The organism is Catenulispora acidiphila DSM 44928, assembly GCF_000024025.1.
Classification (GTDB): Bacteria; Actinomycetota; Actinomycetes; order Streptomycetales; family Catenulisporaceae; genus Catenulispora; species Catenulispora acidiphila.
Genome location: NC_013131.1, coordinates 5992152 through 6004316 on the forward strand (window position 1 = coordinate 5992152; position 12165 = coordinate 6004316).

Consider the following 12165-nt stretch of genomic DNA (forward strand, 5'->3'; position numbering starts at 1 on the left):
GCTATCGATCCGAGGCGTCGCCGATCCGTGCCAGGTCACGCAGCCAGGCGTCCGCCGTCCCGTCCGACGGCGCGCGCCAGTCGCCGCGCGGCGACAGCGACCCGCCGGCCAGCACCTTCGGGCCGTTCGGCATCGCCGAGCGCTTGAACTGCGCGAAGGCGAAGTAGCGGCGGCAGAAGTACTCGAGCCAGTGGCGGATCTGCTCCAGGTCGTAGCCGACCCGCTTGGCCGCCGGGTAGTTCGACGGCCAGGCGCCGGCGTTCACGTCGTGCCAGGCGTGCCACGCCAGGAAGGCGATCTTCGAGGGCCGGAAGCCGTGGCGCAGCACGTAGTACAGCGTGAAGTCGTGCAGCGCGTACGGTCCGATCTTGTCCTCAGTGGACTGCAACTCCTCGCCGGGCACCAGCTCGGGGCTGATCTCGGTGTCCAGAATCGCCAGCAGGGTCTGGCCGGTCTCCTCGTCGAACTGCCCGCTGCCGACCACCCAGCGGATCAGGTGCTGGATCAGGCTCTTGGGGACGCCGGAGTTCACGTTGTAGTGGCTCATCTGGTCGCCGACGCCGTAGGTGCACCAGCCCAGCGCCAGCTCCGACAGGTCCCCGGTACCCAGCACGATGCCGCCGCGCTGGTTGGCCAGCCGGAACAGGTAGTCGGTGCGCAGCCCGGCCTGGACGTTCTCGAAGGTGACGTCGTACACCGGCTCGCCGGAGCCGAACGGGTGGTCCATCTCCTTGAGCATCAGCCGCGCGGTGGAGGTGATGTCCAGCTCGGCGGCGGTGACGCCCAGGGAGCGCATCAGCTTGTGGGCGTTGCCCTTGGTGTGCTCGCCGGTGGCGAAGCCGGGCATGGTGAAGGCCAGGATGTCGGAGCGCGGGCGGCCCGCGCGGTCCATCGCGCGGGCGGCGACGATCAGCGCGTGCGTGGAGTCCAGCCCGCCGGAGACGCCGATCACCACCTTCGGTCCGCCGATCGCGGCCAGGCGCTGCTGCAGGGCGGTGACCTGGATGTTGTAGGCCTCGTAGCAGTCCAGCGCCAGGCGGTCGGGGTCGGCGGGCACGAACGGATAGCGCTCGACGGCGCGGCGCAGTCCCAGGTCGGCGCTCGGCGGGTCGAGGAGGAACCCGACTCGCCGGAAGTCGTTGGTCTTCCCGTCGTTGGCGCGGCGGTTGTCGTCGAACGTCCCCATCCGCATCCGCTCCTGCCGCAGCAGATCCAGGTCCACGTCGGCGACGGCCACCGCGTCTCCGAGCGGGAAGCGCCCGGTCTCGGCCAGCAGCGCGCCGTTCTCGTAGATCATGGTCTGGCCGTCCCAGGACAGGTCGGTGCTCGACTCGCCGAGCCCGGCCGCCGCGTAGACGTAGGCGGCCAGGCAGCGCGCGGACGCCGAGCGGCACAGCAGCCTGCGATCCTCGGCGCGCCCCACGGTGATCGGGCTTCCAGAGAGGTTGACCAGCACCGTCGCGCCGGCCAGCGCCGCCTGGGCGCTCGGCGGGACCGGGACCCACATGTCCTCGCAGATCTCCGCGTGCAGCACCAGCCCCGGCACGTCCTCGGCCTCGAAGAGCACGTCCACTCCGAACGGCACGCTCTGCCCGGCGATCGTGATCGACCCGCCGCGCTCGTCCTCGCCGGAGGCGATCTGGCGCCGCTCGTAGAACTCGCGGTAGTTCGGCGGGTAGGACTTCGGCACGACGCCGAGGACGCGGCCGCGGTGCACGACCACCGCGCAGTTGTAGATCCGGTTCCGGTAGCGCAGCGGCGCGCCGAACACGAGCACCGGCAGCAGGTCCGCGGTGGCCGCCGCGATCTCCTGGACCGCGTCCTCGACCTCGTCGAGCACCACGTCCTGCAGCAGGAGGTCCTCGATCGAATAGCCGGTCAGGCACAGCTCCGGGAAGACCGCGATCGCGACGCCTTCCTCGGCGCAGCGGCGCGCCAGGTGCAGGACCGCCTGACCGTTGGCGCGCGGGTCGGCGATGACCGTGTGGCCCGTGCATGCGGCGACGCGCGCGAACCCGTGCTGGTAAATGGACCAGAAGTTCAAAGGACATCCCTGGGTGCTGCGGACGGATCAAGGCAAGATTACGCTCACCGCCGACTTCCGGTCGGGTCGGCCGCCGGTGATCCTCCGCGCGGGCCTCAGTCGTGCGGGACGATCGCAACCGGGCAGTCGGCGTGCAGCAGCAGCGTCTCGGCGACCGGTCCGACGCGGGCGCCGTGGCGGTTGTCCGGGCGCCGGTGGACGCCGACGACGATGAGGTCGGCGTAGGTGGTCGCGCCGGTGAGGTAGGTCGTCGGCGAGCCCTCGATGAGCTCGTGGTCTGTCACCACGCCGGGATACCGCTCCGGCCAGGGCTCCAGCAGCTGCTCCAGCGCCTCCTCGGCGCGCGCCGCCGCCTGGCCGGAGGGGCGCCCCGCCTCGCCGCTGTCGCCGGCGAACATCCGCGGCCAGAATCCGTCCAGCGCGCTGACCGCCTTCAGCCGGGCTCCGCGCGCGGCGGCCTCGGCGTAGGCGAAGTCGAGCAGTTCCTCAGAACCGCCGTCGATATCCACCGCGGCCACGACGGTTCCGCGCCTCTGATGCTCCGAGCCGCGCACCATCATCGACGGGCAGGGGGCGTGCGCCACGGTGCGCAGGGCGACCGAGCCCGGGCGCAGGCTGCTCATCCCGCCGTACCCGTGATGGCCCACGACCAGCAGCTCCGCCTCGGACGACTCCTCGGCCAGCACCGCCGAGGGGTGACCGGCGACGGTGCGGGCCTGGACCGTCAGGTCGGGATGGCCGGCGAGGGCACGGCCGACGCCCTCCTCGGCGACGTAGTGGGCCCTGTCGCGCGCGGCAGACGCGTCACGGTGGAGGTCAGGGCCGACGTGATGGACCACGTGGACGACCGTGAGCGCGACGTTCCGCCGCGCCGCCTCGGCAGCCGCCTCAGCGAGAGCACGCTCCCCGGGCGCGGACTGGTCGTAGCCGACGACGACACCGGATTCCATGGTCTGAGGCCTCCCTACTCCGACCCCGACCGCCATACCCCGATGGTCCGCGATGAACCGGTCATCGCCCACCCCGACAGCGAAGAAATTGCCGAAACACCTGCCCCGGCGAAAGATGGAAAGTGCCTACGGGACGCGAGAGGCAGCCGGCCACGACGCACCGCCGCAGGAGGTGGCACCCGCGGCGCGACCGCGGACACCGGCGAACCCGCGCCAGGCGGCCACGTCTGAAACGGGAGCCTCGCATCCGCTGAAGATTCGGCGGAGGGAGCGCCTCGTAGGTCGTTGGCTGCGAGCGGGCTAGTCAGGTGATCGCTGGGGCGATCAGGGCGTATGTCGCAGGCAGAAGTGGTTTTGATGTGCCACCGATGTAGTCTTGTTTCACTACCACCGATGACCCGAGGAGCCACAGTGGCGGCCAAACGGCAGGCGAGCGCGGACGCATGTCCGGTGATGCGCACGGTCGACCTGGTCGGAGACCGCTGGACGCTGCTGATCCTGCGCGACGCCTTCGACGGACCGGCCCGCTTCAGCCAGTTGCAGCGCAGCCTGGGCATCGCCAAGAACATCCTCAGCGATCGGCTCGGCGGCCTGGTCGAGGCGGGCATCCTGCGCACCGCGCCGGCGGCGGACACTTCGGCGTATCAGGCCTATGCGCTCACCGACAAAGGCAGAGACCTGTTCAACGTCATCATCGCGCTGCGCCAGTGGGGTGAGCAGTACGCCTTCGACCCCGGCGAGGACTACCGGCCGCTGATCGACCAGACGACCGGCGAACCGCTGCCGCACCTGACGTACGCCCGACCCGACGGCAGCCCGGTGCGTCCCAGTGAGACGGCGCTCGGCGAAGTGCGCCCGATCGGAGCCTAGACAAGAGCATCCCGGCGCCGAGAACTAGAAAATAATCCCGGGTCAGCCGTCTCAGCTCCCGACGACTTCCTCCGTGATCCGCGCGAACTCCGCACCCATCGCCTCGGCGAGCGCCTGCGCGCCCGACAGCGGCCGGACCATGACCATGAAGTCGTCGATCAGCCCGTCGTCGTCGACGTGCAGGAAGTCGCAGCCGTTGACCTGCTTGCCGTTGACCGTGGCGGTGAACACCAGCGCGTGGTCGCGGCCGTCGGCGCCGGCGATCTCGCGCACGTAGCGGAAGTCCTCGAACACCCGCAGTACGCCGCGCAGAATCGCCGCGGTGATGGCCTTGCCGGGGTACGGCTTGAAGGCGACAGGGCTGGTGAACACGACGTTCTCGGCGAGCATCGCCTCGATCGCGGCCGTGTCCCGAGCCTCTACTGCTGCGCGGAACGGATGCATCGGACGCTCCTGGTCTGTCACGGGATCTGAATCTGGATCTGTATCCGGTCTGGGTCTGAACGGCTGAGCTACTGCCCAGTAGGTTTGGTCCCCACCGACAATAGCCCAGCCGCCACCGCCTCGGACAGCAGCTCGGACAGCGATTCAGAAGCACTCGGACAGCAGCTCAGAAGCAGCTCAGTCCTGAATCAGATCGAAGGTCTCCCACCCCCCGACCGCGGTCCGGTTCGCGATCAGCGCCGCCGCCCCGGCGTTCTCCGCCGTGACGATCTCACCGTTGGCGTGGGCACGCAGGCTCACCGTCCCGCCGACGTCGCCGAGCAGGTCGAACGACTCCCAAGGCCCGACGGCGGTGCGGTTGGCGATCAGCGGATCGGCGCCGCCGCCGTCCGCGCACACGATCTCGTTGTTCGCGTGCGACCGGAAGCTGACACTGCCGTCCGCGTTGCTGATGAGATCGAAGGATTCCCAAGGACCGACAGCGGTCCGGTCGGCGATCAGCGGCGAGGCGCCGGCGTTGTCGGCGCTGACGATGTCGCCGTTGGCGTGTGCCCGAAGGCTGACCACCGGAGTCGTCGCCGGGGCGCCGAACATGGCGAGGTTCACCGCGTTCGCGATCGCCTGCAAACCGGCCTCGTTCGGGTGCAGGTGATCGCCGCTGTCGTACGCCGGCAGGTAGACGGTCGGATTCGCCGGGTCGTGCGTCGCCGCGTCCTGGTCGATCACGCCGTCGCAGCCGTTGTTCGCACTGCGCGTCCAGGCGTTGAGCGCCTCCCGCGCCGTCTCCCCTTGCTGCGTCCAGTACGAAGCACCCTGATACGGCGTCAGCGTCGAGCACAGGAACTTCAGCCCGCTCTGATGCGCCTTCGAAATCAGCTGCTGCACACCCGCGATGAGCTGCGCAGAGCTCGGCGGCGGATTGGTCGACCCCAGATCGTTGATGGGATCGTCCGCGAAGATCACCCACCGGACCCCAGGCTGCGCCACCACATCCCGCGCGAACCGGTTCAGCGCGCTTTGCCCGGCGCCGTCGACGAGCAGCCGGTTCCCGCTGATCCCCTGGTTCAGCACACCGACCTGGTGGCCGGTCTGAGCCAGCCGGACCGCCAGATCGTTCGGCCAGCGCCGATTCGCGTCCGAGGAGGACGCGACGCCGTCGGTGATCGACGCGCCGAGCGTCACCACGGAACCCTGCGACGCAGTGTTCTGCACGTCCAGATTCGTCAGGAAGTAGTAGCTGCCGACGTTCTGCGGGTTCGACAGGCTGCCGTTCCCGCTGACATCACCCGCCGCCACATAGTTGGTCGCCGTCCCCTGCTGGTGGTACGTCGAGGAACCACTCCCCTGCGGCAGATAGACGCTCACCGCGACATCGGACAACGCCGCGACCGGAAAGGCGATCGCGTCGCTGACCGCCGACCCGCCGGCCGGAATGCTGACCGAACTCTGCCCGCCGAACGTGACGACCCGATCCGTGCCGCCGACGATCGCCGACCCCGACGACCGCTGCGCGATGTGCACGTCAGCGATCGCCAGCGGCTGCCCGCCGAACACGTTCGAGATCTGCACCCGCGCCGACGTCCCGCCGATGCTGGTGTGCACGATCTGCCGCAGCGTCTGCTGCCCGAAGGAAGAGCCGCCGCTTTGCGGGGACACCGCCCACGTCCCGGTCCACGATCCGGACGCAGCCGGAGCGAGAGTGGGAGCGGAACCGGGAGCAGCGACCGCAGCGTGTGTCGTCGGCGCCACCGCAGCTGCCAGCGCGGTCACTAGAGCCGCGACTGCCGAGCCAATACGAGTTCTCATGAATCCTCCTCAGTCATGGATGAGATCGAAGGATTCCCAAGGCCCGACCGACGTCCGATTCGCGATCAACGGCGCCGCCCCCGCGTTGTCCGCGGTCACGATGTCGCTGTTGGCGTGCGACCGGAAGCTGACGCTCCCATCCGCGTTGGTGATCAGGTCGAACTCCTCCCACGGCCCGATCGACGTCCGATTCGCGATCAGCGGCGAGGCGCCGGCGTTGTCCGCCGTCACGATGTCGCCGTTCGCGTGCGCCCGCAGGCTGACACTCCCATCGGTGTTGTTAATGAGGTCGAACGTCTCCCACGCCCCGACCGTCGTCCGGTTGGCGATCAACGGCGACGTCCCGGTGTTGTCCGCGGTGACGATGTCCCCGTTGGCGTGCGCCCGCAGGCTGATCGCCGAACCGCTGCTCCCGGAACCGGACGTCGCCAGCGCGAAGACGTGGATCGCCGGGGTGCCGGAGGTCAGCGGCCCGCCGCCGGGCAGCGTCACCGAAGCCACCGACTTGCCGGCGGTCAGCGCCACCGGCACGGAGAAGATGTTCCCGGTCCCGCTGTACGTCGTGTTCCCCTGCCGGTTCTGGTACGCCGAGCTGATCGCCAGCGCTCCGCCGCTCGGCGGCGTCGTGGAGAACCAGTCCGGAGCCGTGATGCTGTAACTCTGGGTACTGCCATCGGTGTAGTTCACCGTGCCGGACCCGGTGGCCGGGCCATAGCTGGCCGACACCAAGAACCCGAGCGTCCCGGACCCCGACAGGCTGATGGTCTGGCCCGCCGCGACCGTGTTGTCGTTGCTGCCCGCCGCCGCGTTCGGGAACGTGAACGTGACGCCCGAGGACGCCACCGACGCGCCCGGACCGGCGTGCGCGTTGGTCAGCGCGGTCTCGGAGAAGCTGGCGCCGCCGCCGTCGAAGCTGCCCGGCGCGGTGTTGGTGTCGGCGCTGATGCCGACGTTGTTGAACGACGCGGCCAGGTTCGGGAAGGAGACGGCTCCGCCGTCCAGCCCGATCTGGACCTTGCCCAGGTGCTTGGCGGCGGTCGCCTTCGTGCCGGTGACCTGCGCGAACGGCAGCGAGGTGGTCAGCGCCGAGGGCTGCTCGACCAGGTACGTCGACCCGGCCGTGACCGGCACGCTCAGCGTCCCGTTCGTCGTCGCGGCCACCACGACCGCACCGCTGGAGCCGTTGACCACCTCGGCCTGCTTACCCGGCCAGGGGTTCCGCACGGTCATCGTCTGCGTCGTCCCCGCCTGGATCGCGGCGGTCGCCAGCGTGCCGCCCTCGACCTGCACGTCGACCTTGCTCCCGCCCTGGATCGCCACCGTTCCGGAGACGTCCCAGCCCGAAGGCCACGCCGGCGCGAAGCGCAGCGTCCCGTCGTAGTCCTGCGCCAGCGCCTCGTCCAGGGCGGTCGCGACCGTCGAGGACTGCTCGATGTAGGGCTCGTCGCCGACGCTGCCGTTGAACAGGTTCGCCATGCCGCTGATGTACGCCTGGTAGTTCTGCGTCACGGTGTTCAGGTCAGAGGCGACCTCGCTGCCCAAGCCGAGCCGCGCCGCCTGCACCGCGTCGAAGTTCCAGTCGGGGTTGGTCTTGTTGACCCGGTTGGTGTACGTACGCTGCGCCAACGCGGTCAGGTTGTCGCCGTTGACCACGGTGTTGTCGCCGATCAGGCCGAAGGGCCAGACCGGCTCCAGACCGATGTTCTCGCCGTTCTGCGCCTTGGCCGCCGGCTGGTAGGAGTCGCCGATGATGTCAGTGCCCTGCGCGTCGACGCCGGCCGCGGCGGACGCCGAGGTCGGCTGCGCGTTGAGCAGCTGCGTCTTGCCCGCGTTGCTGCGCGCGTACGGCTCGATTTCTCCCAGCGCGGTGTTCAGCTGCGAGACCAGCGCCGAGTCGGTGTTCAGCTGGGTCGCGGCCTTCACCGTCGCGTCGAACAGCGCCTGGCTGGCGGCGATGTCGGTGGTCGGGTCCGGGACGGCCCACTGCGTCTCGTGCGCGTTCGCCGTGGCGTGCAGGAAGTGGTCCGAGCCGACGCTCTGGTAGGCCAGCAGGAACGTCGCGGTCTGCTTCAGGATCGGGTAGTACTTCTGCAGGAAGGCGGCGTTGCCGGTGTCCTGGTACTGCTGCCAGACCCACAGCGCGATCTCCGCGCCGCTGGTGATCGTCAGGGCGTTGTAGGTGGGGCTGGAAGCCTGCGCGCAGGAGGCGTTCTGCGTGTTGTTCCCGCCGTTGTAGTAGCCGTTGCCGTTGAACCGCATGGTCTCCGGCACGCAGGCGCCGGCCTTGCCGCCCATCTGCGCGCTCGTCCAGGACTCGATCGCCGGCAGATCATTGAGATACATGTCGAAGATCGGCGTGTTGAGCGCGAAGTCGCCGGAGCTGATGTTCGCCGCGAGCTGTCCGCGCAGGTTCCAGAGCCAATACCCGGCCGGGTACCAGTCCTGTTTGTCCTGGCTGAAGTTGAACAGGTCCGCGACGCCGGCCTGGCTGCCGGGATAGGTGCCCGCGTGCATCGTCGCGGCCTCGAAGTACAGGTAGAGCGTGCGCAGATTCTCCATGTACTGCGCGGTGCCGTCCGAGGAGTTCATCTCGATCAGGCCGCTGTTGCCCCAGTAGTTGTTCCACCAGGCCGACTGCGTGGCGAGCAGGGAGGAGGAGCTGGCAGTCGCGTCGCTGCCGATGACGCTGTTCGCGGTCGCCGTCGGATCCCCGCCGGTCCATTTCGGCGATGCCACGACGACCCGGAAGGATCCGTCGGCGTTGGGCTTGAAGCCGACCTGGACCTGCGTGGAGTTGACCACCGAGGCGGTGACGTTCTGCCCGCCGGCGGTGACCGCGGCCATCGCGCCGAAGGTCTGCCCGGAGCTTCCGGTCTGGGAGTTGTCGACCCACGTCTGCGCCAGGCTCGCGACCTGGCCGGAGGCGGCGGTGGACGGAGTCCGCCCGCTCCACAGGCTCAGCGTCGCAGTCTGCTGCGTCCCCGGGTTCGCGCCGGTCACGTCGACGACGAGTTCGTCCTTGCCGGCCGGGACCCACGCGTGCAGCGTCATCCCGCCGCCGGACTCGGTCAGCACGCCGTTGTAGAGGTCGAGCGTGCCGGTGAAGTTCGACGCGTTGGTCATCGCGCTGAGCCCGGGGATGTTCAGCTGCCCCGGCGAGAGCCGGTTCGGCATGGTGTCGCTGCGGTTGAGCTGCGCGGTGAAGCCTCCTGCGGCCCACTCGGCGACGCCGAGCGAGCCGTTGCCCAGCGGCAGGGACTGGGTGTTCGCGGTGTTGGGCCGGCCGAGGACGACGTCGGAGCGCGAGACGACGCCGCTGGCGTTCACCTGGAACGCCCCGTTCTGCCACGCGGTGGAGGTGGTGGCGGCGGCTGCCGGCGGAGCCAGGCCGCCGGCGATCAGGGCTGGGGTGGCGACCAGCACGGCTGCTATCGCGAAGGACAGACGGGTACTGAGTTTTCGACTGGACACGAGTGCTCCCTGGACGCGGCGCGTGGGGACGCCGTCACGGGTGAAGACATCGGAGGTGTTGTAGCGCACGATGGCGCCGCCGTCCAGGCGCGCCGCGAGTTGCGCAACTTTTTGCAGGTCGCTGCTCAGATTTTTTGCAGGACTGATCTGCGGGTTGCCGGTCGGGCCCGTCGCAGCGCACAGGCTTTGGCACCGGTAACACCCACTAGATCCATACTTGGTCTTTACTCTTCAGGTTCTTGCCATGAGAACCCTGATGTTGTTTTAGTGTTACGCATAAGTCAAGCATCCCGCACGGGTGTTCAGCCTCCGATTGTCTGGTTGCCGACACCCGAACCCAGTCATCGGATGTATCCATGAAAATGAGGGCTCTGTCCTTCCTGGCCGCCGGCACGCTCGCCGCCGTCGCCGGACTCGGTACCGCCTCCGCCGCCCCGGCGCCGTCCGCGACCGCCGCGGCGGCGCCGAGCCCGATGTGGGCCACCCAGCTGCAGTTCGACAACAACGGGACGGCCTGGTCCCAGGCGAGCTTCGCGGCGTTGAAGGCCAAAGGCCTGACGACCGCGGAGATCGACATGCCCTGGGGCACGATCGAGCCCTCGAAGGGCAGCTTCAGCTTCACCGAGCTGGATCAGGAGCTGGCGAACGCCTCCGCGGCCGGGATCAAGCTGATACCGATCTTCTGGTCCTCCGGCTGGGGCGGCAGCCCGGCCTCCTGGGTCACCGGCCGCGAGGCCGACAGCACCGGGGCGAGCAGTCCCGCTCCCGTGTGGTGGGACCCGGTCAATCAGCCCGCGTACTTCGACTACGTCACCAAGACGGTCTCGCACATAGCCGCCAACGCCGGCTACGGCGGCAGCATCCTGGACTACGGATTCCTCGACGCGCAGTGGGACATCAACGGCGGCGCCTCCGGGTGGGCTCCGGCCGACATCGCCGAGTTCCACACCACCTACCTGCCGAACACCTACGGCACCGTCGCGGCGTTCAACAGCAAGTATCAGACCTCTTACGCCTCATTCAGCGCCGTCCCGGCCGCTGCCATCGGGCAGCCGCTATGGGGCGTTTACCAGGCGTTCCGAGCCTGGAGCGTGCAGGACACCTACGGCCGCCTCACCGCGGCGGTCCGCGCGGTCACCGCCTCGACGCCGCTGTACTACTACTTCGGCGGGCACTTCGGGAACGCGGTGAACTACGCCAACATCCCCGACATCTTCTTCAGCCTGGCCAAGCAGTACTCGGCCACGGTGATCGTCGACGCCGCGCAGTCCCCCGGCCTGGCGTTGACCTTCGGCAGCCTGGCTCGCGCCTACGGCGTCCCGCTCGCGCAGGAGTGGACGGCTCCCAGCGACAGCACGCAGCTGTCCGCGCAGGCGGTGCAGTGGATGGCGAACTACGCCATGGGCCTGCCGGAAGGCGGCGGCGAGGACTTCTTCATCCACGACGGGACGCAGAAGGACGTCGTGGGCTGGCCGATCTACACCTCCTGGCTGCCGTCGATGCAGCGCATCAGCGGCTCCTATCCGCAACAGCCGGTCGCCGTCTACATGGACTTCTCCCAGGCCTACGGCAACACCGGCGGCGGCGCGGTCGGCAGCATGGAGGACGCGATCTCCAACCTGTGGAACGGCTACCAGGCCGGATTCGCGGTCGTCACCAGCCAGGAGGTCGCCAACGGGACCGTGAAGCTGTCCTCGTACAAGGCGATCCTGCCGATGAACGGCACCGATGCGAACCTCAGCGCCTACCAAGCCGCCGGCGGCACGCTGCTGAGCAACGGCTCGCAAATGGCTTCCTACTCCTCGGCCTACGCGACGCTGGCCAACACCGGCGTGCTGCAGGTCGTGCCAGCCGTCGCCGCGAGCGGGACCGGCGCGACGGTGACGCTGGCGGACATCACCTCGGGCACCGCCTACAACGCCGCGGTGACCTTCAAGTTCGCAGGGCTGGGATTGGCAGCCGGGAGCTACCACGTCACCGACGCCAGCGGGAACGCGGTACCGCAGAACCCTGTCAGCGGCGGGATCTGCACGGCGCCGAACATCCAGCCGGCGCAGCTCGTGCAGTGGAACATCGTGGCCGGCGCGGCGCCGGCCGGCACGCCGGTTCCCGCGGCGTGCGGCGGCTCGGCGAGCCCGGTCATCAGCCTGCGAGCCCACGCGAACAACGACATCGTGACGGCGGACAACGCCGGAGCCAGCCCGCTGATCGCCAACCGCACCGCGATCGGTACCTGGGAGCAGTTCGACCTGATCACCAACTCCGACGGCAGCGTCAGCCTTCGCGCACACGCCAACGGCGACATCGTCAGCGCCGACAACGCCGGCGCCTCGCCGCTGATCGCCAACCGGACCGCGATCGGCCAGTGGGAGTCCTTCGACCTGCTCACCAACGCCGACGGCAGCGTCAGCCTCCGGGCACACGCCAACGGCGACATCGTCACGGCGGACAACGCCGGCGCCGCAGCGCTGATCGCCAACCGCACCGCCATCGGACCCTGGGAGGAGTTCGACCTCATCCACGACTGAGAGAGCACCCCACGCGGCACCTCGCGAGCTTTTAGCGAACCAGAACCACTCG

Annotated in this window: 7 protein-coding genes; 2 read left to right on the plus strand and 5 right to left on the minus strand. The window is 69.1% G+C overall.

Annotated features, from left to right (window positions below):
• Nucleotide 1: 1 nt before the first annotated feature.
• Both CACI_RS25785 and CACI_RS25790 read right to left on the minus strand, forming a co-directional pair.
• On the minus strand, nucleotides 2-2044 hold the full coding sequence (locus CACI_RS25785) for an NAD(+) synthase (RefSeq protein ID WP_015793802.1): 2043 nt from the start codon (nucleotides 2042-2044) through the stop codon (nucleotides 2-4).
• Between the two features lie 95 nt (nucleotides 2045-2139).
• Nucleotides 2140-2994 (minus strand): universal stress protein, encoded by an 855-nt coding sequence (locus CACI_RS25790; RefSeq protein ID WP_015793803.1) that lies wholly within the window; start codon nucleotides 2992-2994, stop codon nucleotides 2140-2142.
• A 393-nt stretch (nucleotides 2995-3387) separates the two neighbouring features.
• Here CACI_RS25790 and CACI_RS25795 point away from each other — a divergent pair, with 393 nt between their 5' ends.
• Nucleotides 3388-3864, plus strand: coding sequence for a winged helix-turn-helix transcriptional regulator (locus tag CACI_RS25795; RefSeq protein ID WP_395993503.1), 477 nt, complete (start codon nucleotides 3388-3390; stop codon nucleotides 3862-3864).
• Nucleotides 3865-3915: 51 nt separating this feature from the next.
• Here the strand turns inward: CACI_RS25795 and CACI_RS25800 are convergent, their stop codons facing one another.
• From CACI_RS25800 to CACI_RS52790, 3 genes are all read right to left on the minus strand, one after another.
• Nucleotides 3916-4308, minus strand: coding sequence for a nuclear transport factor 2 family protein (locus CACI_RS25800; RefSeq protein ID WP_015793805.1), 393 nt, complete (start codon nucleotides 4306-4308; stop codon nucleotides 3916-3918).
• Nucleotides 4309-4485: 177 nt separating this feature from the next.
• Nucleotides 4486-6114: an SGNH/GDSL hydrolase family protein gene (locus CACI_RS25805; RefSeq protein WP_015793806.1), complete on the minus strand. Its 1629-nt coding sequence runs from the start codon at nucleotides 6112-6114 to the stop codon at nucleotides 4486-4488.
• 9 nt (nucleotides 6115-6123) lie between these two features.
• On the minus strand, nucleotides 6124-9585 hold the full coding sequence (locus CACI_RS52790) for a glycosyl hydrolase family 95 catalytic domain-containing protein (RefSeq protein ID WP_223297235.1): 3462 nt from the start codon (nucleotides 9583-9585) through the stop codon (nucleotides 6124-6126).
• A 356-nt stretch (nucleotides 9586-9941) separates the two neighbouring features.
• Between CACI_RS52790 and CACI_RS46040 the strand changes: the two genes are divergently transcribed.
• Nucleotides 9942-12113, plus strand: a complete 2172-nt coding sequence (locus CACI_RS46040; RefSeq protein ID WP_015793808.1) for a beta-galactosidase — start codon at nucleotides 9942-9944, stop codon at nucleotides 12111-12113.
• Nucleotides 12114-12165 lie beyond the last annotated feature (52 nt).